Raw genomic sequence first — 26,989 nt, forward strand, 5'->3', positions numbered from 1 at the left:
GTTGCTTATTCATGCTATTTGGCGATCACAACGGGGATACTGGATTGTTCAACAAGGCTATTTTGGTGCGAAATGAACAAACGATACAACAAATTAGATTCGCTCGCCCCAATCAATAACAAATCATAATCCTTAGCCATATCCAAAACCACATCAATCAAATCGCCGCTTTTTAAAACGCTCTCGCACTCTATATTTTCTTTTTTGAAAGCGTCTTCAAATTGCTTTAATAAAGCCTTAGCTTTTTCTTCTTCTAAGGCTTCTGTCTGGCCATAATCCATCATCCCGCTTTCGCTATAAATAAACACTTCCATGCTCACATGCAACAAGGTGAAACGGACCTCTTTAAGCGAATGGGCTAATTTGACAGCGAATTTAATAGCGTTATAGCATTCTTGCGTGTCGCTAATCCCAAATAAAATATTCATAAGAACCAACCTTAAATGAAGTTTTGGTATTATACCAAATAAACCCTAATGACCCGCTGAAAGATCAAGGATAAAGCGCTACCATCTCGCTTAAGGAGAAGCTCAAAAATAAAGCACTATAGTATTGCTCAAAAAAGGACACAAAATGTTATTGAGTTACGATTTTTTAGAATTTGAAAATGGCAAGACAGAGAACAGAACAAGAGACTATTCTTTGACAAAGGCTATTGATAAAGAATTAGAAGCTAAAAGACTAGCTAAATCAACTAGACCTAGAGTAAAGGTAAAAGAGGGCTTATCTTTAAGAGCGACACTAGATGCCTTTGGCGAGGAACTCTCACGACTTAAAAGAGAACAAAACACAAAGACTATTAAAGGCTCTACAATTGAAGCCACTAGACTTGGTGGTATTCTTAAAAAAATCAAAAGCGGACTACCTTTTGGGACTATCTCGGCGTTTAGACCTTTTAAAGACGCTTTTTATAAAGACTTTACTGAAAAAGAACAAAACGCTCTAATCTATGCTTATAAGAGCGGAGCAGACCCTAAAAATGCGGACATAGTAGCCAAATATTGGTTAAGTAAATCGGTGGATATAGACCCATTCAATCCTATTAAAGTTGTAGATTTCTTTCACCCACAACCTGAAAATGGTAAAGAGACCACAAAATTTAAAAATTACAAAGATATGATTGAGAACATTTATGGGACACTCTATAACAAATTAGGCAATTTTTATACAGACAAATTCTTTAAGAAAAACGCCACAATGAGAGACCTTATGTCTAGCGATAAATTTGTTGAGAGGTATCGCTACACTAGAAAAGAAAATATGGCAAGGACACAACAGCTAAAAGACATAATGAATATTGATAGAGACTTCATTGGTTACATTGAAGTGTTAGAGTATTGGAAAGACAACCCTAAAGACAATATCTTACCAGACAAAGAAGTTAGTTTCTTTGTATTTCAAAACGAACCTAGTAGCACATTTGATTTGAAAAACCACTTATTGATATGGGGAAAACAATTCAGACAAGCAGCGATTTGCTATGGCGGACAATTGATGGCTAATAAGAATAAGACTTATAGGATAGATTTGATAAGCTCTAGCCCTAATAGTTTTGGTAAGGTATGGGCTAAATTCACAGGGATTAAATTTTCAGTCCCTAGCGACTTACCCCAAGCTCTTACACGCATAAATGACAGCGTTTATACTTTTCTCTCTAGGTATAAAGAGGGTATCGGTCTTAATAAACTCGCTATGAATAAAGTCGTTAAGACAGAATTAAAAGCGACTTGTATGCCTTTTGATTACTCTAAACTCGGTATAGAGACTATTGGCGAGGACATTAGAAGCAATATTAAGGCACTACAGAAAATCACTCGTGGGTATGGACACCCTAAAGAGTTCTTTTTGGACGCAATGATAGAAAGACAAGAACAAGCGATTAAACGCATAGAAGCACGAAAATGTGCGGTAAGCGATGATTTCAGACAAGGTATGAAACGAAACATTCAAGTCAATAACCTTGTTAAAGCAATGCGACAAGGCAAAAAAGTAAGTAGGACATTGATTGCTAAAGTGCTTGCCAACACCACAGACACCGATGCGGGCTATTGCTTTATCTCGCCAACAGATTTAGCGACACAGCTTGGTAACATCAGCCCTAGACTATCTAAAAGTATCGTAACCGCTATAGAGCAAGCAGAGGGCGTGAGACTAACTTATGCGTTAATTGACAAGGTTACCTATAACTCGCTCCACAATATCTTAAGTTTCGTTTTTGATATTGATAACCCTTTAAGCGACCAAGCGTTTGAGGAGTTAGTGATTGAAGTCCCAAGAGAAGCGCTTAAAGATGTGAAGCTACCACAAATTAAAAATGTATTGAGCGCTCAAATCTTTGATGGGGCTTACCAGTTTAAAAGTTAAACCATGCTCTTTATCAGTGCGACTAACACGAATGCCGGAAAAACCACATGCGCTAGGCTATTAGCCCAGTATTGCAACGCCTGTGGCGTTAGAACGATTCTATTAAAGCCCATTGAAACAGGCGTCAATGACACAACCAACCCCTTTAGCGACGCGCATCTATTCTTGCAAGATAACCGCCTTTTAGATCGCTCTTTAACCTTAAAAGACATTTCATTCTATCGTTACGCTAAAGCTTCAGCCCCCCTCATCGCCCAACAAGAAGAAAACCAAAACGCCCCCATTGACACGGTTTATTTGATCCAACGCCTCCAGAATTTCACCAAAACTTACGATTTAGTCATCGTTGAAGGGGCTGGGGGGCTATGCGTGCCTATCACTTTAGAAGAAAACATGCTGGATTTTGCCCTAAAATTAAAAGCCAAAATGCTTTTGATTAGCCATGACAATTTGGGCTTGATCAATGATTGTTTGCTGAATGACTTTTTATTGAAATCCCACCAACTAGACTATAAAATCGCTATCAATTTGAGAGGAAACAACACCGCTTTTCACAGCATCAGTTTGCCCTATATTGAGCTTTTTAACAAACGCTCCAATAACCCCATTGTGGTTTTCCAACAAAGCCTAAAAGATTTAATGAGCTTTGCTCTTAAATAAAGTGCAGACAGAACGCACGCTGATAAAAAAGCCCACTAACAGCAAAGCGTATAAAATCCAGCTAAAAATGGGTTTTGAAATGTCAGCACTCTCTTTTAAGGGCTTTAAAAAAATCACATTAGGGAACATGTTAAACAAATTGATCCGCCAGCCATAGTATTTCACTTCCACTTGCTGATTGACTAAACTTTGAGCGAGAGCTGAAATATCAGCCGAATTGAACTTAAAATAAAAAGGAAAACTAAAGCGCGTGTCTTCGTTACGATAAACGGTTACGCTTTTTTTATCTTTAGGGTCGTAAGTTTGCACAAAATAGACATCTCTAGCAAGGGTTTTTACTTCCTTGTTATTGGGCGTGTTTTCATTTTCATTCATTCTTTTGACTTCCACCCCGCTAATGACAGCCGCGCTATAATGGGGCATGCAATAGCTCACCAAAAGCATGAGCGCTAAAAAGATCGCCGTTAAAATGAACAAAACCACATTACGCACAAATTTTATCAACTTCATTCCTTATGATAGTATTAGCCTTTTTTCGCATTCAAACACCATTTAAGAGTTTAAAAAACGCTCTTTCACATGTTTTCAATCATCACGCTAGCAAATTCAGAGCATTTCACTTCTTTAGCCCCATCCATTAAACGAGCGAAATCGTAAGTGACTTTCTTGCTTTTAATCGCTTTTTCCATCGCAGAGACGATCAAATCAGCCGCTTCCACCCAACCCATATGCCTTAACATCATTTCCGCGCTCAAAATAATAGACCCCGGATTGACTTTATCTAGCCCAGCGTATTTAGGAGCGGTGCCATGGGTGGCTTCAAACATGCCCACTGTGTCATTGAGATTAGCCCCAGGAGCGATACCAATGCCCCCCACCATCGCCGCTAACGCATCAGAGATATAATCCCCATTCAAATTCATGGTCGCAATGACGCTGTATTCGCTAGGGCGTAATAAGATTTGCTGCAAAAACGCATCAGCGATCATGTCTTTAATGATGATTTCTTTACCGGTTTTAGGGTTTTTCAAAGAACACCATGGGCCTTTATCAATGACTTGAGCGTTAAATTCTTTTTGAGCGAGCGCATAGCCCCATTTCATGAACGCCCCTTCGGTGTATTTCATGATGTTGCCTTTATGCACAAAAGTGACGCTTGGCTTGTCGTTATCAATAGCGTATTCAATCGCTTTCCTAACCAACCTCTCTGTGCCTTCTTTACTAATGGGTTTTACCCCTATGCCGCTGCTTTCAGGGAAGCGGATTTTTTTAACCTTTAGTTCATTTTGTAAAAAATGGATGAGTTTTTTCGCTTCCGCGCTGCCTTCTTGCCATTCAATGCCCGCATAAATGTCTTCAGAATTTTCTCTAAAAATCACCATATCCACTTTTTGTGGTTCTTTAACCGGGCTTGGGCTTCCATACCACCTGACCGGTCTCAAGCACACATACAGATCCATTTTTTGGCGTAACGCTACATTCAAAGATCTAAACCCCTCACCAATAGGCGTGGTCAAAGGCCCTTTAATAGAGACTTTATAATGGTTAATCGCTTCAATAGTGTCCGGTAACAGCCATTGCTCTTCGGGGCTTAATTCTTTGTGATCTTTAAACTTTTGATAGCATTTTTCGCCTACAAACACCTCATACCATGCGATTTTTTTCTCGCCCTTATACGCTTTTTGAACCGCGCTATCCACGACTTTAATCATCGCAGGGGTGATATCCGATCCAATGCCATCGCCCTCAATGAAAGGGATAATGGGGTGGTTTGGTACATGCAATTTCCCATCTCTAATTGTAATTTCTTCGCCCTCTTTAGGCTTTTGTAAAATTTTAGGGTTGTAAGCCATCTCTTATCCTTTTTATAAAATTTGAGTAACTATACTAGCGCAAAAATACTATATAACCCCTAAAAATCTTTTTTTTGAATGCGTGTTTAAAAGTAGCGGTTGGAAATAACTTGAAAAAACGCAATGTTTTTAAAAAGAAACCATTTAATTTTTTGGCTTATAATAGGGGCTGAATACTATCAAATACTTAAGGAAGTCAAATGTCTGTTACTTTAATCAATAATGAAAATAATGAACGCTATGAATTTGAAACGATTGAAAGCACTCGTGGGCCTAAAGCGGTGGATTTTTCCAAGCTTTTTGAAACGACTGGGTTTTTTTCTTACGATCCAGGGTATTCTTCCACCGCCGGGTGCCAATCTAAGATCAGCTATGTCAATGGCAAAAAAGGTGAATTGTATTACAGAGGGCATAAAATAGAAGATTTAGTCGCCAAATACAAATATGTAGATGTGTGCAAATTGCTCCTCACAGGGGAATTACCCAAAAATCAAGAAGAAAGCTTGGAGTTTGAATTGGAATTACGCCACAGAAGTTTTATACATGAGAGCTTGTTGAACATGTTTTCAGCTTTCCCTAGTAACGCCCACCCTATGGCGAAACTCTCTAGTGGCGTGTCTATTTTATCCACCCTTTATTCCACGCACCAAAACATGCACACTGAAGAAGATTACCAAACGATGGCCAGAAGGATTGTCGCTAAAATCCCCACGCTTGCGGCTATTTGCTATCGTAATGAAGTGGGAGCGCCCATTATTTATCCGGATATCGCGCGCTCTTATGTGGAAAATATCCTTTTCATGCTGAGAGGGTATCCTTATAGCCGCTTAAAACACACCACTCAAGGCGAAGTGGTAATCACGCCCCTAGAAATAGAAGCCTTTGATAAAATCCTAACCTTGCACGCTGATCACAGCCAAAACGCCTCTTCTACCACGGTAAGGAATGTCGCTAGCACCGGCGTGCATCCTTATGCAGCCATAAGCGCGGGCATTAGCGCTTTGTGGGGGCATTTGCATGGCGGGGCGAATGAAAAAGTGCTTTTACAATTAGAAGAAATTGGCGATGTGAAAAATGTGGATAAATATATTGCACGCGTGAAAGACAAAAACGACAGTTTCAAACTCATGGGCTTTGGGCATAGGGTGTATAAAAGCTACGATCCGCGTGCAAAAATCTTAAAAGGCTTAAAAGACGAACTGCATAAAAAAGGCGTTAAAATGGACGAGAGGTTGAGCGAAATCGCTGCGAAAGTGGAAGAAATCGCACTAAAAGACGAGTATTTCATTGAAAGGAATCTCTACCCTAATGTGGATTTCTACTCCGGCACGATTTTAAGGGCTTTAAAAATCCCGGTGCGTTTCTTCACGCCGGTGTTTGTCATTGGCAGAACCGTAGGCTGGTGCGCTCAGCTTTTAGAGCATGTCAAAAGCCCGCAATCTAGGATCACGCGCCCAAGACAAGTCTATGTAGGGGATTAAGGCTTTGTTTGAATAGAGCGTGATTAGAGCCGTTGGTTAAGCTTTAAGAAACGCTTCAAAGCCTTGTTTAAAAGAGTAAGGATCTCGTGCCAAGCGAGCGATAATTTTTAATAACCGCATGCAAACGCCCCCAAACTCATAACCCCACTTTTACAAGTAAACCCTTGAGTTTTTGGGGAAAATGGTTGCAAAACACCTCTCCTAAGAAAATTTAAGAAATCATTCTTACAATTTAAGAAATCATTCTTGCAACAAACCCAAAACAATCCAAGTTAAAAACCTCCTTTTTTGTAACTACCCCTATTCAAACAGCCTCATTTCTTTTAAAATTACCTTTATTGGTTTAATATTTGTTTAGAAACGCTACAAAAACCTTTTTTTTTTTTTTTTTTGAAAGGGCAAAAACGCCCAATTAATATCAAAATCCCATTAATTTATACTATATTAACGAAAGCTTGCGATATGGTCTTACTTAAAGACACACTTCCACAAGTTTTACGGACAAAATCAATCTTATTTCAAGTCATAAAAGGAGAAAACATGAAGAAAAAATTTCTGTCATTAACCTTAGGTTCGCTTTTAGTTTCCGCTTTAAGCGCTGAAGACAACGGCTTTTTTGTGAGCGCGGGTTATCAAATCGGTGAATCCTCTCAAATGGTGAAAAACACTAAAGGCATTCAAGAACTCTCAGACAGCTATGAAAGATTGAACAATCTTTTAACGAATTATAGCGTCCTAAACACTCTCATCAGGCAGTCCGCTGATCCGAACGCTATCAACAACGCAAGGACTAATTTGAACGCGAGCGCGAAGAATTTAATCAACGATAAAACCAACTCCCCGGCGTATCAAGCGGTGCTTTTAGCGTTGAATGCAGTGGTAGGGTTTTGGAATAGTATCGCTTGGAATGTGCAATGCGGAGGTTATACTGAAGCAAATGGAATACAAATAAAAGACAGTGAAACCTTTAACAACCAACCGGGACACAGTTCAGATCACATTACTTGTGGTGGTAGTGGTCTAGATCCGTATAAAGCCGGAATCAGTGGTCCTCTATCCATTGAAAATTTTAAAAAACTCAATGAAGCTTATCAAATCATTCAAACGGCTTTTAAGGGCAATCCTAAAGAAGGGCTTCCCGTTTTGAGTAACACAAATACAACAATGGAAGTCAAAATAATCACAAAAAAAAATAATAATAGTCAAAATCAAAATACTAATGAGACTAAGAATGTTACTAATAATGCCCACAATCTTTTAACTCAAGCTCAAACGATAATGAATGTTCTCACGCAAAATTGCCCATGGGTCAATAACAGAGAGGGTGAATTAGGCGGTGCGTCGTGGAGCATTAAAAAAGGTGGGAATGCGTGTCAGATTTTTGACACTGAAATCAGTGCGATTCAAGACGTGATCAAAAACGCTACAATAGTCGTAGAGCAATCCAAAATCGTTGCCGCCAACGCACAAAACCAGCACAACCTGGACACCGGGAAAGCATTCAACCCCTATAAAGACGCTAGCTTTTCTCAAAGCATGTTCGCTAACGCCAAAGCGCAAGCGGAGATTTTAAACCGCGCCCAACAAGTGGTGAAGGACCTTGAAACTATTTCTCAAACCTTTAGAGATGAATTTTTGGCATCATGCTATAAGCCCTATAATGGTGGCACATACGGCACACCGCTAGGCACAGTAACTAAAGACACCTTCGCTACAGGCTGCGCGTATGTGGGAGAGACCTTAACGAGTCTAAAAGACAGCATCGCTCATTTTGGCACTCAAGCCGAGCAAATCCATAACACACAAAACCTCGCCTACACTTTAGCGAACTTCAGCGGTCAGTATAAAAAGCTAGGCGAACATTATGACAGCATCACAGCAGCGCTCTCTAGCTTGCCTGATGCGCAATCTTTACAAAATGTGGTGAGCAAAAAGACTAACCCTAATAGCCCGCAAGGCATACAGGATAACTACTACATTGACTCCAACATCCATTCTCAAGTGCAATCTAGGAGTCAAGAACTCGGCAGTAACCCTTTCAGACGCGCCGGGCTAATCGCCGCTTCTACCACCAATAACGGCGCGATGAATGGGATCGGCTTTCAAGTGGGCTATAAGCAATTCTTTGGTAAAAACAAACGATGGGGCGCAAGATACTACGGCTTTGTGGATTACAACCACACCTATAATAAATCCCAATTTTTCAACGCCTCTTCTGATGTTTGGACTTATGGTGTGGGGAGCGATTTGTTAGTGAATTTCATCAACGATAAAGCCACTAAACACAATAAAATTTCTTTTGGCGCGTTTGGCGGTATCGCCTTAGCCGGGACTTCATGGCTTAATTCTCAGTTCGTGAATTTGGCGAATGTGAATAACTATTATAAAGCTAAAATCAACACCTCTAACTTCCAATTCTTGTTCAATCTGGGCTTAAGGACCAATCTCGCCAGGAATAAGAGAAGAGGTGCTGATCATAGCGCGCAACATGGCATGGAATTAGGCGTGAAGATCCCCACGATCAACACGAATTACTATTCTTTGCTAGGCACTACCTTGCAATACAGAAGGCTTTATAGCGTGTATCTCAACTATGTGTTTGCTTACTAAAGCATTAAACCCCTTTTTAAACCCTCTTTTAGGGGGGTTTAACCCACTTCTTTAACTGGCTTTTCTTTTAACTTTTTTTAATCTTTTCACAAATTAGCGTTCCATCAAAAACGCTACCTTAAACCAAGAAAAAGAAATTTCAAGGCATAATCGTTTGAAAGAGCGTTTGCTATTTTTACGCTTCCCACTTTTAGCTTCCCACTTTAGCTTCATGGCATGCTTTCTTATTTGCCCCACACCCTAACTATAAGGCACGATAAAATCCTACAACAAACGCGCTTTAAAGCTCTTAAATGCAAGCCACCCTTAAAAAACGCTTCTCTAGCCTTAAGATAAACCATAAAATCCCCATACCTACGATATAATCCTAAGATTGATTGATTTTAAGGGGTGCGTTTGACATCATTATTCCATCTGAAGTTTTTAAAACCCCTAAGTTGTCTGCAAGCTGGCTTGCTTTATAGCCTTATTTTTGGCGTTTTATACCATTTCCCTTTGTTCGCTTATGTTTATAAAGAAAGCAACCAGGTCAGTTTTATAGCCATGATGGTTGTGGTGCTTTTTTGCGTTAATGGCGCTCTTTTTTTGGCGTTAGGCTTGATCTCTATTCATTTGATGCGCCTGAGCGCGATGGTTTTTAGTTGGCTCAATTCCATCGCTTTCTATTTCATTAGCGCTTATAAGGTGTTTTTAAATAAAAGCATGATGGGTAATGTCTTAAACACCAATACGCATGAGCTTTTAGGCTTTTTGAGCGTTAAATTATTCATTTTTATCGTTGTTTTTGGGGTGTTGCCTGGCTATGTTATCTATAAAATCCCCCTTAAAAATTCTTCTAAAAAAGCGCCCTTTTTAGCGATCTTGGCGTTAGTGTTTATCTTTATCGCTAGCGCTTTAGCTAACGCTAAAAATTGGCTGTGGTTTGACAAGCATGCGAAATTCATAGGGGGCTTAATCTTGCCCTTCGCTTATAGCGTGAACGCTTTTAGAGTGAGCGCTCTTAAATTTTTCGCCCCCACTATCAAGCCGCTCCCTCTCTTTTCGCCCAACCATTCTAATTCGTTTGTGGTGCTAGTCATTGGCGAAAGCGCCAGGAAGCATAATTACGCCCTTTATGGCTATCAAAAACCCACCACCCCAAGACTAAGCAAGCGTTTAGCCGACAATGAACTCACTCTTTTCAACGCCACTTCTTGCGCCACTTACACGACAGCGAGTTTGGAATGCATTTTAGATTCTTCTTTTAAAAACAACGCTTATGAAAATTTACCAACCTACTTGACTAAAGCCGGTATCAAAGTCTTTTGGTATAGCGCAAACGATGGCGAAAAGAATGTTAAGGTTACAAGCTATCTTAAAAACTATGAATTGATTCAAAAATGCCCCAATTGTGGAGCGATCGCTCCTTATGATGAATCCTTACTCTATAATTTGCCCAACCTTTTAAAAGAGCACTCTAATGAAAATGTCTTACTCATCTTACACCTTGCAGGCTCGCATGGCCCAAACTATGACAATAAAGTGCCTTTAAATTTTAGGGTGTTTAAGCCCTATTGCTCAAGCGCTGATCTGTCTTCTTGCTCCAAAGAAAGCCTGATTAACGCCTATGACAACACCATTCTTTACAACGACTATCTGCTAGACAAAATCATCAGCATGCTCAAAAAAGCCAAGCAGCCCGCCTTAATGATCTATTTAAGCGATCATGGCGAAAGTTTGGGCGAAGAAGCGTTCTATTTGCATGGCATTCCTAAAAGCATCGCCCCCAAAGAACAATACGAGATCCCCTTTATCGTTTATGCCAACGATCTTTTTAAAGAGAAGCATTCCATCATTCAAACCCAAACCCCCATTAATCAAAACGTTATTTTCCATAGCATTTTAGGGGTGTTTTTGGATTTTAAAAACCCTAGCGCTGTTTATCGCCCTTCTTTAGACCTGCTTAAACACAAAAAAGAGTGAAATAACACGCATGAAAAGATTCTTATTTAAACAAAAATTTTATGAAAGCCTACCTAAAAGCTTTTCTAAAACTTTGTTAGCGCTCAGTTTGGGCTTGATTTTATCAGGCATTTTTGTGCCTTTCCCTAAAGTCCCTAAACAGCATAGCGTGCCTTTAGCACTTCATTTCACCGAACATTACGCGCGCTTTATCCCTACGATTTTATCTGTGGCTATCCCTTTAATCCAAAGAGATGCGGTAGGGCTTTTTCAAGTCGCTAACGCCTCCATCGCTACAACCCTTCTCACGCACACCACCAAAAGAGCCTTAAACCATATAACAATCAACGATCAGCGTTTGGGCGAGCGCCCTTATGGGGGTAATTTCAACATGCCAAGCGGGCATTCGTCTATGGTGGGTTTAGCGGTGGCGTTTTTAATGCGCCGTTATTCTTTTAAAAAATACTGGTGGCTCTTGCCCCTAGTCCCTTTAACCATGCTCGCTCGTATTTATTTAGACATGCACACCATTGGCGCGGTGTTGGCCGGGCTTGGCGTTGGAATGTTGTGCGTAAGCCTTTTTACAAGCCCCAAAAAGCCTTAATCAAAGGCTTTAATTTCTGTTTTTATAATCTTCATAAGAAAAGTTTTTAAGGATTTTAAACCCTTGTTGATCCACTTTAGCCAGGCTTGGGAGCGGCACGCCATTAAACGAGTTGTTTTTGACAATCGTATAATGGAGCATGTCTTGAAACACGATTTTATCGCCCCTTTTTAAAGGCGCATCAAAGCTAAAACTCCCCATAAAATCCCCCGCTAAACAAGTAGGGCCGCCCAAAAAGTAAGAAAACGCCCCTTGATTTTCGCCCTTTTCAACTTCAATAAGTTCTTCATCATTTTCTACAGAGATTTTAAGGATGCTAGGGCGGTAAGGCATTTCCAAGCAATCGGGCATGTGAGCGCTAAAAGAAGCGTCTAAAACCGCAATTTCTTGATCGTTTTTAACGATGTCTATCACGCTTGCGATTAAAAACCCGCATTGCCACCCTATGGCTTCCCCAGGCTCTAAAACCACTTCTATATTATGATAACGCTCTTTAAAATCCTTAATCGTTTGGATGAGCAAATTCACATTATAATCGCTCCTAGTGATGTGATGCCCCCCACCAAAATTCACCCACGCCATATTTTCCAAATAAGGCTTGAAATGCTTTTCTACATGCTCTAAAGTCCGGCACAAAGCGTCAGCGTTTTGCTCGCAATGCGTATGGAAATGCAACCCGCTCACCCCATCTAACCCATGCTCTTTCACCCCCTTTTCAAATCCGCTAGGCGTAATCCCTAACCGGCTTGTTTTAGAGCATGGGTTATAGATCGCTGGGGTTACTTCGCTATAGAGAGGGTTTATCCTCAAACCCATTTTAATGGGGCTTAAGCCCAAGTTTTCTAATTGCTTGTTTTTATCTAAAATCCTGTCTTTATAGGTAGCGTATTGGTAAAAAGAGTTAAAAATGATGCTTGTCGCTAGGGGCAAAATCGCGCTCATTTCAGCCTCTTTAAAAGCCGGGTTATAAACGCAAATTTCTTTGTGGCTCTCTCGCCCCCCAAATTCTTCAAAAGCGAGTTTAGCCTCATAAAGACCGCTCGCGCAACACCCGTTCAATTTTTGCCTCAAAATCCCAAACTCACGCCAAAACGCATACCCCTTTAAAGCGAGCAAGACCTTTGCCCCGCTTTGTTGGCGCACGATTTCTAAAATCTTGGCGTTTTTTTCTAAGCGTTCGCTCTCTAGCACATAGCAAGGGGTGGGGATAGCGCTGTATTTTTTCATGCTGATTCCAAAAATTGCTTAACCACTCGTTGTATGTCTTTGGGGTTAGACTTGGAGATGAAGTCATCGGCCTTTAAACTCCTGGCCATGTCTTCATTAGAACTACCGCTCATAGAAGAATTGACCACGATGGGGATTTTTGAAGTCAAAGGATTGTTTTTAACCTGCTTGATCACTTCAAAACCGCTCGCTTCTGGCATTTCTAAATCGGTAATAATCAGGCCAATATTGCCCACATCGGTTGTTGGGCTGAATAAATGCTCTAATAAGGTTTTACCATTGATAAAATCTATATGCCTAACACCCAGCTTGTCTAAAATCATTTGCATGGTTTTTAAAACGCTTGGGGAGTCATCAGCAAGCAAAACGCATTGGTTGGAATGGATTTTAGAGAGCGTCTCTAAATCGCTGTGTTTTTCATCTTCAATCCAAGGGAACACGTCTATAAGCATTTTTTCAATATCCACCACCTGCACCAAGCGCCCATCAAAATAGCGCGTGCGGCTCACGAGTTTGTTATTCCCAGCAGATCCCCCTAGCCCAGCGCTTTGCTCCATTTCAGTCCATTTCTTGCTCAAAATCCTATCCGCTTCATAGATCCTAACCCCTATAGTCCAGCGAGAAAACTCACAAATCATAACAATATCGTCTTCGCCTTTTTCTTTTTCTATCCTATAAGGGCGTAAATCCTTGTTTTTGTTTTGGCTGTCATAATAAAACCATTTTTTCATATCAATCAAGGGAATGGTGAGCTCTCTTATAATGATTAGCCCCTCAACGAGCGAATTGTTTTCGTGGCTAATGATAGTGAGATTGCCATGGTATTTCACCACTTCACGGATCTTAAAAACATTGACCGCATACAAATCCTTGTTTTTACCCAGCCTGAAACACAACAATTGCAACTCGTTATTTTTATGCAAACTCGTAACTTGATCAATGCCCGCTAAACTATCAGCCATGACTTCCCCTTAATTTAGGTTTTCGTATCGTTTTATAATTATATCGTGTTTGTGTTTAATGCCAACGACACTTAAAAACTATCTTTGGGGGTTTTTAAATCATTTTAAATGACTCAAAACAAACCCGTTTTTAAAACTGCGGATGTATAAAATATTATGGCGGTTAGAGCAAAAGATTTGTGGGGCTGTTACAAACCCAGAAAGCAACTCCCTAGCGTCAATGATTTTGGGGCTTTCAAGCGATCTTTTACAGGGCTTTAATGAAAACGAAAAAGCGTCAATAGAATCAGCTTGAACTTCATAATTTTCAAAGGCTTTATTTTTGATGCGCATAAGATAGATTTTATGGGCAAAAATGCTTGTGTTTCTGGTGTCTGCAAAGGTGCTAACACCTGAATACAACGAAGTTACTAGCCCTCCAACAAACCCCAAATAATAGTTCGCCACCGCTTGCATGCCCACCTTAAAAGTAGCCGATAAAATGGCTCTGGTGATGATGTAGGGCAATTGCTTCCTAAACTCGCTAGCGACCACCGCATCTATTGAGGCTAAAGTGTCAAAGGGGGTTACTTTTTCTCCATCTTTTAAAGTGAAATTTTGATAAAACGCTTCCCCTTTTTCTAGCTTGGGCAAGGCCACACTCACGTTATAAACCGAATCGATCATAAAAATAGGCACATCAATTTTAAATTCGCTTTTTTGCGGCTCTTTGCCATCTTCAATGATGATCCAAGTGAAATGGCTTCTGTTAGGGTTTTTGAAAAAAACCAAGTCTTTAGCCACGAAAGGGCTTTGACTGATCCCATAGGCTTCATTAAGATAGCCTAGCCCCTTATTTTTATCCCCATTTAAAGCGTAAAACAACCCTGAAAGATACGAAACCGCCGGATTAAGCAAGCCTTGATAAGCTTCGTATTTGTCTAAATTAGAATAGGTGTTGTTTAAAATTTCGCTCACTTCTGCCCTAGAGCGTTCCATATTAATATTGTGTTTTTTGCTAGAATCGATCTCTTTAATGGCTTTTTGAACTTCCTCATAATAAAATTCTTTAGCCCTGCGCTGGCGTTCATTCGCGCGGTTGAATTGCACCCTAGCGTTCGCGCTATCATTTAAAAGCATGTAGTCTATCGCTTTGTAATAATTGATTAAAACGCCCTCATAAATATTCCCCCCATAAGCGCGCACGTTATCATTAATCATGGTAGCGCCCACATAACTAGCCCCTCTTGTGAAAGCGCTTTGCGTTTTATCAAAGCGTTGCTCGGCCTGATCTAACACCCCTAAAGAAGTCTTGTAATCTCTTGCGTATAAAGCGCTCAAGCCGTTTTGCAAGTCCCATAAAAGAGCGTTCTTTTTTTTCTTAGTGAATTGTTTGGAATATTCATAAGCTTTTTTAGGGCTTTCTTCATAATAGAGCGTGTTAAAATGTTCTAAGTCCATACGATAGCCTATGCAACCTGTTAATGATATTCCTAAAATTACCGACATCAACAGAGTGAATATTTTCAATCTAACCCTTTTAATTGGCATTTTTTGCTTGATTAATTTGAGCGTATCATAACATTTTTAATGAAAACATAAGCTTTTTATGGCTAAAATGATCCCCAAGCTCTTATTTAGACCTATGCAATAGGATTTTAGGGTAACGCTTCAGGGTAGGAATACAGCAGAGTCCCCTAATCTCTTGTGTGCCTTAGCCATCTGAATAGGAGTGCTTCAAAATAAATATTAACTTTTTAAAACTAACTCTTCAAAAGTTTCTCACGCCACTCTGTAGGGTAGTCTTTTTGTAACGCTTTCACTTTGTTCACATGGCTAGAATCCGAATTAAAGATTTTCAAATAACGCCCTAAACCCTCCAAACTCACATCAATCATGTTAGAACTCCCGTTACCCAGATTTTTGACTAAAACCTGCCTGGCATACAAAGGGGTGTTTTCTAAAAAAGAAATTTCAGTTTCGCTCAAAGGCACATTGAAGTTGTGTTTCAACTCCCTAGCGTTTTTTTGCGGATACAAAATAAGAGTCCCCATGTTGCTTAAAAAACTATGAGCGTTTTTAACCCCGCTCAATTGGTAAATATCTTGCAAGGCCAACACCACCACGCCATTAGCCTTTCGTGCTTGCGTGATTAAAGCGTTAATTTTAGTGTTCAATAGATCGTTTTCCACATAGGATTTAAACTCGTCTAAAAAAACCAAAAAACCGCTGTCGTTTTTCCTGGATTCTTCTAAGATTTTATAAAACAAGTAATAGGCTAAAAGCCCTAAGTCTTTAGGGTTTTGGGTGATGGTGTCTAGGTTTATCACGTTTAAAAAAGCGTTGGAGTTGAATGAGTCATTCAAAGCGTTAAAAAGGGGGTTATTCAAATACGGCTCCAAGCTCAAGCCCAATTGGTTAGATGAGGTTCTTTTAAGCGTTTCTTTAAAGTCTAGCAAACTAAAGGCTTTAGGGTATAAGGTCTCATAAAGGCTCTTAATCGCGCTAAAAATCGCATTCATGTCTTCCAAGGCTTCTTTATCCCTTGAAGGGGCAAGATCAAACATGCTCAAAAAGAAGGATTGCAAAAATTCTAGATTCTGTAAATTAGGCTCTAAACAAAAGGGGTTAATGCTAAAAGATTGGCCGTCATGGTAATGCCCTTTAAAAAATTTTGTGAAAGAATACAGCCCTTGCATCCTGTCAAAAGCTAAAAGGCGCATGTTTTGGTATTTCAAAGCGCTCATCATTAAAAAACTAATCAGCGTGCTTTTACCGCTCCCGGTAGCCCCTATGATTAGAGTATGCCCATTCACTCTGGCGGTTTCTTTAGCGTTGTTGTGGCTCACTTCTTGGTTGTGGAAATTGAATAAAAAAGGGGAATAATCCAAATTTTTAAACACGCTCAAAGGGCTATTCCCCCATGAATTAGCCTTAAAACCTAAATTTTGCCTTTCAAACACCATTAAACACGCTAAGGCTTTAGAAGTTAAAAAACGCAAGCGGTGGTTTAAATGGATGCGTTCAGGGAAAAAGGAAAAATACCCCCCCTTCAAGCCAAAAGTTTCTATAACGCCCACTAAATTTTCTTTAAATAAAAGCCCTAAAACTAAGCTTGTTTGAGTATCTAAATCCTCTAAACTAGGGGCTTTGATAAGAATGTTTAAGGCGAATTTTTGCATGGACAGGCGTTTGGTTTTGACCAATTCTTGGTATTCTAGCAGCTCGTTTTTAACGAGATTGGACATGCTGAATTTGGCCCGTTCTTTTAAAAAATTCAGCGTTTTATTGACGCTCATAGGCTCTATAGAAAAGATGATGTCTAAAGGCGTCTCTTGGTATAAAAGCGCTCCGATCGCTATAGAAGTGATGCGCTCGCTCTCATAAGCTTTAATGCCAATCAAGCGGTTATAGGTTTTTTGATTAAAGCTTTCTTGAATGAAATAATCTTTTTCAAAAGTGGTAGAACTAGCGATATAGCTATCGCTCAAATACCCCCCTACTAAGGGCTTTAAAGGGAGATCAAACCCGTTAATGTATTCCGCGTAAAAATTCAAAACCTCTTTAGAGCTTAAGAGTTTGGGGGCATAGTTTTTGAGCTGGATTTCTAAGCTTTTTAAAGTTTCTTGTAAAAAATGCGCCTTATAAGAAAGAATGTCCTTAAAATTTTCCCTATTGGCATGCATTATGGATTTTTTCTTATGCTCCAAAACGCCCTGTAAAGAGTGCGCGCTTTCTAAAACTAAAAAATACTGATTTTCATACACTTCTTTGTTTTCAAATTGATTCAAAATCGCTTGCAAGTATTTAGAGTCAGTTTGAATGTTTTGCTGGTGATCCATTTTACGCCTTTTAACCACAAGGCGCGCCACGACTTTTTCTAAAGAATCCAACGCCATCTGGCGCTCGGTGAAGAGATCTTGCAATTGCTCTGTGCTTAAATGGGTGTAACTAACCCCTTCTAAACGGAGGATACCCACTAAATTTTCGTTTTTAGTAAGCAAGAAATGTTCATCATACAAGCCTAAAAGGTTGTTTTCTTCGCTCATAGAATAGCTTTTAGGCAAAACCCCTAAAAAATAGTTTGAAACTTTTTGTTTGATAGCGCTCAAAAGCTTTTCTAACATTCTACGCTCTATAACATTTGGTTTTAGTCTTTATTTTGCTTTTAGCCATAATAATATCGGCAATGTCTTCGTCAAAAAATTCCAGCACGCTAAAGAGCGCTAAAAACCCTAAATACAATAAAAAAGCGCTCAACAAATCAATCCAAGGGAGCAAGATAAAAGGCACAAAAACGGAAATCAAATAAGACTTAGCGTTCAGCCATAAAAATTTTTCTTTAACCGAAATTTCACGCAAATTCTTCACGCTCGCTGACAGGATAATCATTAAAAAATCCCCATAAACCAATTCGCTAAACTCGGGGCTTTAAAGAATAAAAAAATCCCAAACACCACGCCAAGGATCGTGAATAAAATCTCTTTCCACCGGTCTAAATTCCTCCACACATAAATAGCGATCCCTATGAAAATCACCATTAAAATCCCCTTAGCGATGGGGCTTTTGAGCTGGGCTTCTAGGGCGTTAAAAAACCCTTCTAAGCCTTCAGCGAACAAACTTGAAACGCACATGCCTACTAAAAAAATGATTTTTAAAAAATAAGCGGACATCAAAACCCTTTTGTTTAATTTTAATTAACTTTATAATTCTTTATTATCTCAAAAAAACCATAAAAACCCTCTAAAAGGGGGTCAAAAAGGGTGTATTTAATCTTTAAAGGGGTAAAAAAGCAAAGCTAAAGAGGTAAAAGCCTTACTATTCTACGATTTGATAGACATAAGAAAGATTAGCGTGTTCTTTGGTTTGTAGGGCGTCTTCTTCTAAGAGGTTTTGAATCTTTTCAAAACTGTATTGCAAATGGTTGTAAGCGACAATCACCACCTCATCGCCTTTTTGCAAAAAATGCTCTTGCGCAAAGGGCATATAAGGGGTAGCCCCAATCGCAAAAATCATTTTAGTGGGGAAATTATGGCGCTCTAAAAAAGGTCTTAGAGCCTCTAAAGAGTCGCCATCTTGTTGGTGGTTTAGTTGGTCTTTGATCCAATCTAAAAGCTTTTGATAAAAAAACTCGTATTTGAGCAATTTGCTGTTTTCCCCATAAATGTGCCAAACATTATTGTATTTCAAAAAAGACGCGATAGAGAAATTGTTACACACCCCCCCATAAACAAACCTGTCAATGGGCAATTTCTGCCCTATACCTTTAGAAGCTGGTGAAAAATTCTTTTTTTGGGAGAGTTTTGTGGCGTCTAAATTACGCACAGAAGCGTCATTAAACGCCATGAAAAAATTAGGCACAAGCTTGGTTACCAAATGTTTTTCATCGTATTTAACATCGCATTCCAAAGCGATTTCTGGCTCTGCTTGCACCCTTAAATTGGGATCATTAGGCAAAATAATTTTATGGTTATCAATGCAACAACGCCCCAAATAGCAATTCTCATACGGGATATAAAAAGGGAATAACCCCTTAGGGGCATCCTTTTCTTCGCTTTTCATGTTAATAAAACTATGACTCTCTCCTGCTTGCTCCAAATGCCCTGCAAAATTCCCCACCACACCAAAACCTAAAAACTCTTGCATGCAAACCTCCTAAAAAACAGCCCAACGCTGAATAGAGCTTTTTTCATTATAGCATAAAAAGAAAACCCCTAAAACCCTCAAAAAACTCCCTTTCAAGCGAACAAATACTCCCTAGCGTTCTCTTTATCCAAAGGGTAAAGCTCGCGCTTTTCATTCCCTATTTGAATGAGGTAAGCTTGATTTTTTAAAGTCTTAGCATAGCCTAAAGCGATACGGCCGGCCAATTCTTTATCTTCTTGGCTGGCGTTTTTATCCACTAAACTCAAAGGGCCTTTACAGCTTAGTAATTCAATCTTATCCATTAAGGGGTGTTCAATGTCTAATTTATGGTTTTCTTCTTCATTCCTTGCCACCACCAAACGAGCGTTATGGGGTAAGACAAAATAACGCCCGTTTTTGACAATCACGCTGTCTTCAAACACCATTTCTCTGTATTCTTTCAGATTCTTAATCTTATTGCTCACTTGAATGTCCGTAAGCAAGCACCCCCCACCTGGCTTTTCATAATATTTCAAGCCGTAATCTTTGATCATTTGCAATTGCCTGCTCCGCCCCCTGCCACTCACATCTAAAAGCTTTTCTCTATCAACAAAACCCTTTTTTTCCATGAAAGTAGGCTCTAAGAGTTTAGCGCTCATGGGCCGCAAAAGCAATTCATCTAAAAATTGCGGTTTCTCACCGCTTGCTTGCGTTCGGTCTAAAACGGGATCAAAACGCGCCTCTTCGCCCACTTCTCTGACTAATTTCCTCACCTGATTTAGCGCTTCTTTCCTTTGGGATTTAGGGCGTTGCCCCAATACTTCTCCGCTCAAAACAAAATCCGCGTTCAATTCAAGCATTTTATAAAAAGCGTTCCTAAACATGTTGGCATGGCAATCAATGCAAGGGTTGAAATATTTCCCATAGCCGTATTTGGGCTTGAACAACACGTCGTTAAAGAACTGCTCTCTAATATCGCACACTAGGAGCTTAGCCCCGATTTGCGCGGTGGCGTTTTCAAAATACTCTCTTTTATCTTTATTCCCCCCAAACCCTATATTGAAGTGTAAAGCGGTTACTTCAATGCCCTGATCGATGAGTAATTTCATAGACAACAAACTATCCAACCCCCCACTAAATAAGGCTAAAGCTTTTATTGGTTTCATACGGCGACTAATTCTCCTTGTTTTAATTTCATAATAGCCTGGCGGGCCTTTTTTAAAAAGATCATTTTTTCGCTAAAAGGGAGCGAGCTTTTAGGGATTTCTTTGAGTTGGCGCTCAAAATAGCGCAAAATCAACAAACGCAATTCCTTTTCAAAACCCCCTTCTTTTAGGGGTAAATTTGCATCTAATAATAACGCAACTAATTTAGGGTCGTCCAATTTTTCTTGACACAAAGCGTCAAATTCTTGCTTTTTATGCAAGAACACCCCACTATGGATATAGCCCACCGCCAAATCCAACAAGCTCCTGTCTTCTAAAAGGTAGCGGATCACTAATTTTTCTAAAAATTCCAAACTCATCGTGTTAGGAGCACTAGCGAACTTTTGAGCAAGATTGGGTTTTTCTGTTTTGGGGTAAAAAGGCTGAAAAGAGGCTGGCTCTCTAATCCCTAAAACATGCAAAGGCGCTTGTAAAAGTGCAGCGATTAAGGGCTTGTATTCGTTTTGTAAAAGCAAGGAAAAGTTTTTTAAAAACCCTAACATTCCTTTAAGGGCCTTATCTTTTTCTAAAGGATCGTCTAAAAGATAGGAATCCGCCATGCGCCTTAAAACAAATTCAATAAAAGCCATAGGGCGCGATAACAAGTCTTTTAAGGTTTCAATCTGATTATTAGCGATCATATCCGCTGGATCCAGGTTGTTTTCAAATAAAATCACCCCCCCCCTCCTTTGCTCTTTAGCCAACATCAAGCTCGCTTTATAGGCTGCGTTTCGCCCTGCCTTATCCCCATCATAGCTTAAAAGGATTTCGGGATCGCCTTTTTTAAGCAAGGGCAAATGCGATGGCGTTAAAGCTGTCCCAAGCGTGGCTATGGCGTTTTTAAAACCCGCCTGGTGCAATAAAATCACATCCAAATACCCCTCTGTTACAATGACCTGCTTTTGTTTGTAGATGTGTTCTTTAGCCAAATGATAGCCATAGAGCAAACTGGATTTATCAAAAAGCTTATTTTGGGGCGAATTGATATACTTGGCCGCTTTTTCTTTTAAGGTGCGCCCTCCAAAGCCCACCACTTGAGCGCTAGGGCTATAAATAGGGAACATGATGCGATCCAAAAAGCGCAAATAGGGTTTATCCCTTTTATCACTCTTGCCCAGCACGCCTAATTCAATGAGCTTGTCCTTATTCAAGCCTTTATTTTCAATGCCGTAATCAATCCTATTCGTGCATAAGCCTAATTTAAACGCTTTGATGCTCTCCATGCTAAGCCCTCTTTTTTGCAAATAATTCAAAAAAAATGGGGCGTTAAAAAGCTCTTCTTGATACAACGAACTCACCATTTCTAAAAGGTGGTAGTCTTCTCTATGATCATAATAAGCGCCTTTGTCATACTCTAAAGCCACATTGAATCGGTGGGCTAATTTCTCTAATGCTTCCACAAACGAAAGTTTTTCAAACTCCATCACGAATTTAATGCTATCCCCGCTCGCCCCACACCCAAAGCAATGGTAAAACCCTTTAATTGGATTGACGCTAAAACTCGCGCTCCTTTCTTCATGAAAAGGGCAACAAGCCATGTAGCTAGAACCTGATTTCCTCAAATCCACATAAGAGCTAATGACTTCTACAATATCTATCGTTTGTAAAAGGCGATCAATGGAACTTTTAAGAATCATTTTTCATGCTTTCTTCAAATGGGTTTTTTTGGTTTGACTTTCTCAAAAGGGATTATACTCAATAAATAAAATCTTAAAAAAGGTTTGTTAATAACGCCCCCTTTTCTAGTCCTTATATTTTTAAACTAATGAAACTTTATATAAATAGACTTAATAATCCTTATAGTTATATTATTAGCTTTGTTTTTATGGCTTGACTTATCCCTAAAAATGCGCTATAGTTATGTCGCTTAAGAATACTAAGCGCTAAATTTCTATTTTATTTATCAAAACTTAGGAGAACTAATATGAAGTTTCAGCCATTAGGAGAGAGAGTCTTAGTAGAAAGACTTGAAGAAGAGAACAAAACCAGTTCAGGCATCATCATCCCTGATAACGCTAAAGAAAAGCCTTTAATGGGCGTAGTCAAAGCCGTTAGCCATAAAATCAGTGAGGGTTGCAAATGCGTTAAAGAAGGCGATGTGATCGCTTTTGGCAAATACAAAGGTGCAGAAATCGTTTTAGACGGCACTGAATACATGGTGCTAGAACTAGAAGACATTCTAGGCATTGTGGGCTCAGGCTCTTGTTGTCATACAGAAAATCATGACCATAAACATGCTAAAGAGCATGAAGCTTGCTGTCATGATCACAAAAAACACTAAAAACATTAATATTTAAGGATACAAAATGGCAAAAGAAATCAAATTTTCAGATAGCGCGAGAAACCTTTTATTTGAAGGCGTGAGGCAACTCCATGACGCTGTTAAAGTAACTATGGGGCCAAGAGGCAGGAATGTGTTGATCCAAAAAAGCTATGGTGCTCCAAGCATCACCAAAGACGGCGTGAGCGTGGCTAAAGAGATTGAATTAAGTTGCCCGGTGGCTAACATGGGCGCTCAACTCGTTAAAGAAGTAGCGAGCAAAACCGCTGATGCTGCCGGCGATGGCACGACCACAGCGACCGTGCTGGCTTATAGTATTTTTAAAGAAGGTTTGAGGAACATCACGGCTGGGGCTAACCCCATTGAAGTGAAACGAGGCATGGATAAAGCCGCTGAAGCGATTATCAATGAGCTTAAAAAAGCGAGCAAAAAAGTGGGCGGTAAAGAAGAAATCACCCAAGTGGCGACCATTTCTGCAAACTCCGATCACAATATCGGAAAACTCATCGCTGACGCTATGGAAAAAGTGGGTAAAGACGGCGTGATCACCGTTGAAGAAGCTAAGGGCATTGAAGACGAACTAGATGTCGTAGAGGGCATGCAATTTGATAGAGGCTACCTCTCCCCTTATTTTGTAACCAACGCTGAGAAAATGACCGCTCAATTGGATAACGCTTACATCCTTTTAACGGATAAAAAAATCTCTAGCATGAAAGACATCCTCCCGCTACTAGAAAAAACCATGAAAGAGGGCAAACCGCTTTTAATCATCGCTGAAGACATTGAGGGCGAAGCTTTAACGACTCTAGTGGTGAATAAATTAAGAGGCGTGTTGAATATCGCAGCGGTTAAAGCTCCAGGATTTGGGGACAGAAGAAAAGAAATGCTCAAAGACATCGCTATTTTAACCGGCGGTCAAGTTATTAGCGAAGAATTGGGCTTGAGTCTAGAAAACGCTGAAGTGGAGTTTTTAGGCAAAGCCGGAAGGATTGTGATTGACAAAGACAACACCACGATCGTAGATGGCAAAGGCCATAGCGATGATGTTAAAGACAGAGTCGCGCAAATCAAAACCCAAATTGCAAGCACGACAAGCGATTATGACAAAGAAAAATTGCAAGAAAGATTGGCTAAACTCTCTGGCGGTGTGGCTGTGATTAAAGTGGGTGCTGCGAGTGAAGTGGAAATGAAAGAGAAAAAAGACCGGGTGGATGACGCGTTGAGCGCGACTAAAGCGGCTGTTGAAGAAGGCATTGTGATTGGCGGCGGTGCGGCTCTCATCCGCGCGGCTCAAAAAGTGCATTTGCATTTACACGATGATGAAAAAGTGGGCTATGAAATCATCATGCGCGCCATTAAAGCCCCATTAGCTCAAATCGCTATCAATGCCGGTTATGATGGCGGTGTGGTCGTGAATGAAGTGGAAAAACACGAAGGGCATTTTGGTTTTAACGCTAGCAACGGCAAGTATGTGGACATGTTTAAAGAAGGCATTATTGACCCCTTAAAAGTAGAAAGGATCGCTCTACAAAATGCGGTTTCGGTTTCAAGCCTGCTTTTAACCACAGAAGCCACCGTGCATGAAATCAAAGAAGAAAAAGCGGCCCCAGCAATGCCTGATATGGGTGGCATGGGCGGTATGGGAGGCATGGGCGGCATGATGTAAGCCCCCTTGCTTTGGTTCTTTCCTTGATAAAAGCCCTCTTTTTGGGGGCTTTTATTTAATAAAACCGCTCGCTTTTAAAAACACGCCACAAAAATCTCTGTTGAAATCAAGCTCTTATCATTAGCGCTCCATTAAAACAAAATCTAAAAACTCTTTACCACCCAAACAAAAGCGCAAAAAACGCAAAAATTCTAAAATTTTCTCCAAATGACAAAAAAAAAAAAANAAAAAAAAAAAAACGATTTTATGCTACAATAATCTCAAATACATTAATACATTCTTAATGTATAAAATCTCACTCAATTTAATTTCAAAGGATATTTATGAAAAAAACCCTTTTACTCTCTCTCTCTCTCTCTCTCGCTTCATCGCTTTTAAACGCTGAAGACAACGGCTTTTTTATAAGCGCGGGCTATCAAATCGGCGAAGCCGCTCAAATGGTGAAAAACACCGGCGAATTGAAAAGGCTTTCAGACACTTATGAAAATTTGAGCCATCTTTTAAGCAATTTTAACAACCTCAATCAGGCGGTAACGAACGCGAGCAGCCCTTCACAAATCAATGCCGCGATCAATAATTTAAAAGCCAACACGCAAGGGTTGACTGGCGAAAAAGACAATTCCCCGGCGTATCAAGCGGTGTCTTTGGCGCTCAATGCGGCGGTGGGCTTGTGGAACGTCATCGGCTATGCGATCATGTGCGGGAACGGCAACGGCACAGAGAGTGGCCCTGGCAGCGTGGTTTTTAACAACCAGCCAGGGTCGTATTCCACGAACATCACTTGCAACCGGTATGAAGCGACTGGGTATGGTAGTTCCATGTCTATCCAAGAATTTAAAAAACTCAATAAAGCCTATCAAGCTATCCAACAAGCTTTAAAGAATCAAAGTGGTTTTCCTGTCTTAGACAACAAAGGCACAGAAGTGACCGTAACATACACATACGAATGCAAACAAACTGCTGGTATTAATGGTGGTGTGAGCCAATTCTGTAACGAAAATGGTAGCGATAATGGTGTAACTAGCAGTGGTAACAACAACAAAGAAACGCAAAGCTTTCGATTCACCAATACCGCTCAAAACCTTTTAGAACAAGCAAGCACGATCATGAATGTCCTTAACACGCAATGCCCTTTAGTGCGATCTACGAATAATGAAAACGCTCCGGGTAATGGTAGCCCATGGAATATCAGTATAAATGGGAATTCGTGCCAAATCTTTAGCGCTGAATTTAGCGCCGTTACTAACATGATCAAAAACGCCCAAGAAATCGTTGCGCAAGCTCAAAGCCTTAACACTAACCAGCAAAACAATCAAAACGCGCCGCAAGATTTCAACCCTTACACCTCTTCAGATAGGGCTTTCGCTCAAAGCATGCTCAATCATGCGCAAGCGCAAGCTAAGATGCTTCAACTAGCCGATCAAATCAAAACCAATCTTAGCACTATCCCAGAAAAATTTACCAAAGACTACTTGGCAGCTTGCAGAAATGGGGGTGGCACAACACCTAATGAAGGGGTTACTTCTAACACTTGGGGGGCCGGTTGCGCGTATGTGGAAGAGACGATAACGGCTTTAAATAACAGCCTTGCGCATTTTGGCACTCAAGCCGAGCAAATCAAGCAATCTGAGTTGTTGGCGCGCACGATACTTGATTTTAGAGGCAGCCTTAGCGATTTAAAAAACACTTATAACAGCATCACCACGACCGCTTCAAACACGCCCAATTCCCCATTCCTTAAGAATTTGATAAGCCAATCCACTAACCCTAATAACCCCGGGGGCTTACAGGCCGTTTATCAAGTCAACCAAAGCGCTTATTCGCAATTATTAAGCGCCACGCAAGAATTAGGGCATAACCCTTTCAGACGCTTTGGATTGATCAGCTCTCAAACCAACAACGGCGCGATGAATGGGATCGGCGTGCAAATAGGGTATAAACAATTTTTTGGTGAAAAGAGAAAATGGGGGGCTAGGTATTACGGCTTTTTTGATTACAACCATGCTTATATCAAATCCAGCTTTTTCAACTCCGCCTCCGATGTGTTCACTTATGGGGTAGGAACAGATGTCCTCTATAACTTTATCAACGATAAAGCCACCAAAAACAGCAAGATTTCTTTTGGGGTGTTTGGGGGGATTGCGTTAGCCGGCACTTCGTGGCTTAATTCTCAATACGTGAATTTAACAACATTCAATAATTTCTATAGCGCTAAAATGAATGTGGCGAATTTCCAATTCTTATTCAACTTGGGCTTGAGGATGAATCTCGCTAAGAATAAGAAAAAAGCGAGCGATCATGTCGCTCAGCATGGCGTGGAATTAGGCGTGAAGATCCCCACGATCAACACCAATTACTATTCTTTGCTAGGCACTCAACTCCAATACCGCAGGCTTTATAGCGTGTATCTCAACTATGTGTTTGCGTATTAAAGCTTTTGTGGAACTCCCTTTTTAAGGGATTTCTTTTTTAAATCCTTTCTTTTTTGAATTTTCTTTCTTTTTTGAATTTTCTTTCTTTTTTGAATTATC

21 protein-coding genes and 1 other RNA gene are annotated in these 26,989 nt (G+C 40.2%); 10 read left to right on the forward strand and 12 right to left on the reverse strand.

Features of this window, described 5'->3' with window-relative positions:
• Positions 1–14: 14 nt before the first annotated feature.
• Positions 15–428 carry a universal stress protein gene (locus DV63_RS11280; RefSeq protein WP_001023005.1) on the reverse strand — a complete coding sequence of 138 codons (414 nt, stop codon included), beginning with the start codon at positions 426–428 and terminating at the stop codon, positions 15–17.
• A 145-nt stretch (positions 429–573) separates the two neighbouring features.
• On the opposite strand from DV63_RS11280, the gene DV63_RS11285 reads away from it, so the two are divergent.
• Both DV63_RS11285 and bioD read left to right on the forward strand, forming a co-directional pair.
• On the forward strand, positions 574–2,364 hold the full coding sequence (locus DV63_RS11285) for a hypothetical protein (RefSeq protein ID WP_000927474.1): 1,791 nt from the start codon (positions 574–576) through the stop codon (positions 2,362–2,364).
• A 3-nt stretch (positions 2,365–2,367) separates the two neighbouring features.
• The gene (bioD, locus tag DV63_RS11290; protein WP_000897573.1) at positions 2,368–3,024 is read left to right on the forward strand and encodes a dethiobiotin synthase; all 657 of its coding nucleotides are present in this window, start codon (positions 2,368–2,370) and stop codon (positions 3,022–3,024) included.
• Here bioD and DV63_RS11295 read toward each other — a convergent pair.
• Together DV63_RS11295 and icd are read right to left on the reverse strand one after the other, a co-directional pair.
• Entirely contained in the window at positions 3,001–3,528 is a 528-nt protein-coding gene (locus DV63_RS11295; protein WP_017179832.1) for a DUF1523 family protein, read from the reverse strand. The two genes, bioD and DV63_RS11295, sit on opposite strands and share 24 nt — an antisense overlap.
• Positions 3,529–3,599: 71 nt before the next feature.
• The gene (gene icd / locus DV63_RS11300; protein WP_000331117.1) at positions 3,600–4,877 is read right to left on the reverse strand and encodes an isocitrate dehydrogenase (NADP(+)); all 1,278 of its coding nucleotides are present in this window, start codon (positions 4,875–4,877) and stop codon (positions 3,600–3,602) included.
• 200 nt (positions 4,878–5,077) lie between these two features.
• Here icd and DV63_RS11305 point away from each other — a divergent pair, with 200 nt between their 5' ends.
• The 4 genes from DV63_RS11305 (at position 5,078) to lpxE (ending at position 11,513) form a co-directional block, all read left to right on the forward strand.
• The gene (locus DV63_RS11305; RefSeq protein ID WP_000117426.1) at positions 5,078–6,358 is read left to right on the forward strand and encodes a citrate synthase; all 1,281 of its coding nucleotides are present in this window, start codon (positions 5,078–5,080) and stop codon (positions 6,356–6,358) included.
• Positions 6,359–6,898: 540 nt separating this feature from the next.
• Complete coding sequence (gene sabA, locus DV63_RS11310; protein ID WP_000726333.1) at positions 6,899–8,968, forward strand: Hop family adhesin SabA/HopD; 2,070 nt, start codon at positions 6,899–6,901, stop codon at positions 8,966–8,968.
• A 396-nt stretch (positions 8,969–9,364) separates the two neighbouring features.
• On the forward strand, positions 9,365–10,930 hold the full coding sequence (eptA, locus tag DV63_RS11315) for a phosphoethanolamine--lipid A transferase EptA (protein ID WP_000202342.1): 1,566 nt from the start codon (positions 9,365–9,367) through the stop codon (positions 10,928–10,930).
• A 10-nt stretch (positions 10,931–10,940) separates the two neighbouring features.
• Positions 10,941–11,513 (forward strand): lipid A 1-phosphatase LpxE, encoded by a 573-nt coding sequence (lpxE, locus tag DV63_RS11320; protein ID WP_000819580.1) that lies wholly within the window; start codon positions 10,941–10,943, stop codon positions 11,511–11,513.
• Between the two features lie 9 nt (positions 11,514–11,522).
• Here the strand turns inward: lpxE and nspC are convergent, their stop codons facing one another.
• From nspC to DV63_RS11335, 3 genes are all read right to left on the reverse strand, one after another.
• Positions 11,523–12,740 (reverse strand): carboxynorspermidine decarboxylase, encoded by a 1,218-nt coding sequence (gene nspC / locus DV63_RS11325; RefSeq protein WP_000760849.1) that lies wholly within the window; start codon positions 12,738–12,740, stop codon positions 11,523–11,525.
• Positions 12,737–13,702 carry a chemotaxis protein CheV1 gene (gene cheV1, locus DV63_RS11330; protein WP_000785473.1) on the reverse strand — a complete coding sequence of 322 codons (966 nt, stop codon included), beginning with the start codon at positions 13,700–13,702 and terminating at the stop codon, positions 12,737–12,739. Before cheV1 ends, nspC begins: the two co-directional genes overlap by 4 nt.
• A gap of 99 nt (positions 13,703–13,801) precedes the next feature.
• Positions 13,802–15,142: a COG3014 family protein gene (locus tag DV63_RS11335; RefSeq protein ID WP_017179830.1), complete on the reverse strand. Its 1,341-nt coding sequence runs from the start codon at positions 15,140–15,142 to the stop codon at positions 13,802–13,804.
• Positions 15,143–15,315: 173 nt separating this feature from the next.
• Between DV63_RS11335 and ffs the strand changes: the two genes are divergently transcribed.
• An RNA gene (ffs, locus tag DV63_RS17855) (signal recognition particle sRNA small type) lies at positions 15,316–15,413 on the forward strand.
• Between the two features lie 31 nt (positions 15,414–15,444).
• Here the strand turns inward: ffs and DV63_RS11340 are convergent.
• The 6 genes from DV63_RS11340 to dnaG all read right to left on the reverse strand — a co-directional run bounded on the left by DV63_RS11340 (position 15,445) and on the right by dnaG (position 22,148).
• On the reverse strand, positions 15,445–17,808 hold the full coding sequence (locus tag DV63_RS11340) for a VirB4 family type IV secretion/conjugal transfer ATPase (protein WP_000890528.1): 2,364 nt from the start codon (positions 17,806–17,808) through the stop codon (positions 15,445–15,447).
• A 1-nt stretch (position 17,809) separates the two neighbouring features.
• Complete coding sequence (locus tag DV63_RS11345) at positions 17,810–18,073, reverse strand: hypothetical protein (RefSeq protein ID WP_000584972.1); 264 nt, start codon at positions 18,071–18,073, stop codon at positions 17,810–17,812.
• A complete protein-coding gene (locus DV63_RS11350; RefSeq protein ID WP_001277275.1) occupies positions 18,073–18,354 on the reverse strand; it encodes a TrbC/VirB2 family protein in 282 nt (93 codons plus the stop codon). Before DV63_RS11350 ends, DV63_RS11345 begins: the two co-directional genes overlap by 1 nt.
• A gap of 145 nt (positions 18,355–18,499) precedes the next feature.
• On the reverse strand, positions 18,500–19,327 hold the full coding sequence (locus DV63_RS11355) for a DUF5718 family protein (protein ID WP_001154901.1): 828 nt from the start codon (positions 19,325–19,327) through the stop codon (positions 18,500–18,502).
• A gap of 92 nt (positions 19,328–19,419) precedes the next feature.
• Positions 19,420–20,472 (reverse strand): MnmA/TRMU family protein, encoded by a 1,053-nt coding sequence (locus tag DV63_RS11360; protein ID WP_000802589.1) that lies wholly within the window; start codon positions 20,470–20,472, stop codon positions 19,420–19,422.
• Positions 20,469–22,148, reverse strand: coding sequence for a DNA primase (gene dnaG, locus DV63_RS11365; protein WP_000601581.1), 1,680 nt, complete (start codon positions 22,146–22,148; stop codon positions 20,469–20,471). Before dnaG ends, DV63_RS11360 begins: the two co-directional genes overlap by 4 nt.
• A 287-nt stretch (positions 22,149–22,435) precedes the next feature.
• On the opposite strand from dnaG, the gene groES reads away from it, so the two are divergent.
• The 3 genes from groES (at position 22,436) to sabA (DV63_RS11380) (ending at position 26,890) form a co-directional block, all read left to right on the forward strand.
• Positions 22,436–22,792, forward strand: a complete 357-nt coding sequence (gene groES / locus DV63_RS11370; protein WP_000671932.1) for a co-chaperone GroES — start codon at positions 22,436–22,438, stop codon at positions 22,790–22,792.
• A 25-nt stretch (positions 22,793–22,817) separates the two neighbouring features.
• Entirely contained in the window at positions 22,818–24,458 is a 1,641-nt protein-coding gene (gene groL, locus DV63_RS11375; protein ID WP_001040276.1) for a chaperonin GroEL, read from the forward strand.
• Positions 24,459–24,781: 323 nt separating this feature from the next.
• Positions 24,782–26,890 (forward strand): Hop family adhesin SabA/HopD, encoded by a 2,109-nt coding sequence (gene sabA / locus DV63_RS11380; RefSeq protein ID WP_000753157.1) that lies wholly within the window; start codon positions 24,782–24,784, stop codon positions 26,888–26,890.
• The last annotated feature ends 99 nt before the right edge of the window (positions 26,891–26,989 follow it).

Origin of the sequence: Helicobacter pylori FD535 (genome assembly GCF_000296015.2) — a bacterium.
GTDB lineage: Bacteria > Campylobacterota > Campylobacteria > Campylobacterales > Helicobacteraceae > Helicobacter > Helicobacter pylori_CT.

What these genes read in the sequence shown, in the direction of transcription:
- DV63_RS11280 (WP_001023005.1), bottom strand. Translation starts at nt 428, where the DNA reads ATGAATATTTTATTTGGGATTAGCGACACGCAAGAATGCTATAACGCT.
- sabA (WP_000726333.1), top strand. Translation starts at nt 6,899, where the DNA reads ATGAAGAAAAAATTTCTGTCATTAACCTTAGGTTCGCTTTTAGTTTCC.
- cheV1 (WP_000785473.1), bottom strand. Translation starts at nt 13,702, where the DNA reads ATGGCTGATAGTTTAGCGGGCATTGATCAAGTTACGAGTTTGCATAAA.
- DV63_RS11350 (WP_001277275.1), bottom strand. Translation starts at nt 18,354, where the DNA reads ATGTCCGCTTATTTTTTAAAAATCATTTTTTTAGTAGGCATGTGCGTT.
- DV63_RS11345 (WP_000584972.1), bottom strand. Translation starts at nt 18,073, where the DNA reads ATGATTATCCTGTCAGCGAGCGTGAAGAATTTGCGTGAAATTTCGGTT.
- groES (WP_000671932.1), top strand. Translation starts at nt 22,436, where the DNA reads ATGAAGTTTCAGCCATTAGGAGAGAGAGTCTTAGTAGAAAGACTTGAA.
- bioD (WP_000897573.1), top strand. Translation starts at nt 2,368, where the DNA reads ATGCTCTTTATCAGTGCGACTAACACGAATGCCGGAAAAACCACATGC.
- lpxE (WP_000819580.1), top strand. Translation starts at nt 10,941, where the DNA reads ATGAAAAGATTCTTATTTAAACAAAAATTTTATGAAAGCCTACCTAAA.
- DV63_RS11340 (WP_000890528.1), bottom strand. Translation starts at nt 17,808, where the DNA reads ATGTTAGAAAAGCTTTTGAGCGCTATCAAACAAAAAGTTTCAAACTAT.
- DV63_RS11355 (WP_001154901.1), bottom strand. Translation starts at nt 19,327, where the DNA reads ATGCAAGAGTTTTTAGGTTTTGGTGTGGTGGGGAATTTTGCAGGGCAT.
- sabA (WP_000753157.1), top strand. Translation starts at nt 24,782, where the DNA reads ATGAAAAAAACCCTTTTACTCTCTCTCTCTCTCTCTCTCGCTTCATCG.
- DV63_RS11335 (WP_017179830.1), bottom strand. Translation starts at nt 15,142, where the DNA reads ATGGACTTAGAACATTTTAACACGCTCTATTATGAAGAAAGCCCTAAA.
- DV63_RS11285 (WP_000927474.1), top strand. Translation starts at nt 574, where the DNA reads ATGTTATTGAGTTACGATTTTTTAGAATTTGAAAATGGCAAGACAGAG.
- DV63_RS11305 (WP_000117426.1), top strand. Translation starts at nt 5,078, where the DNA reads ATGTCTGTTACTTTAATCAATAATGAAAATAATGAACGCTATGAATTT.
- dnaG (WP_000601581.1), bottom strand. Translation starts at nt 22,148, where the DNA reads ATGATTCTTAAAAGTTCCATTGATCGCCTTTTACAAACGATAGATATT.
- groL (WP_001040276.1), top strand. Translation starts at nt 22,818, where the DNA reads ATGGCAAAAGAAATCAAATTTTCAGATAGCGCGAGAAACCTTTTATTT.
- nspC (WP_000760849.1), bottom strand. Translation starts at nt 12,740, where the DNA reads ATGAAAAAATACAGCGCTATCCCCACCCCTTGCTATGTGCTAGAGAGC.
- icd (WP_000331117.1), bottom strand. Translation starts at nt 4,877, where the DNA reads ATGGCTTACAACCCTAAAATTTTACAAAAGCCTAAAGAGGGCGAAGAA.
- DV63_RS11360 (WP_000802589.1), bottom strand. Translation starts at nt 20,472, where the DNA reads ATGAAACCAATAAAAGCTTTAGCCTTATTTAGTGGGGGGTTGGATAGT.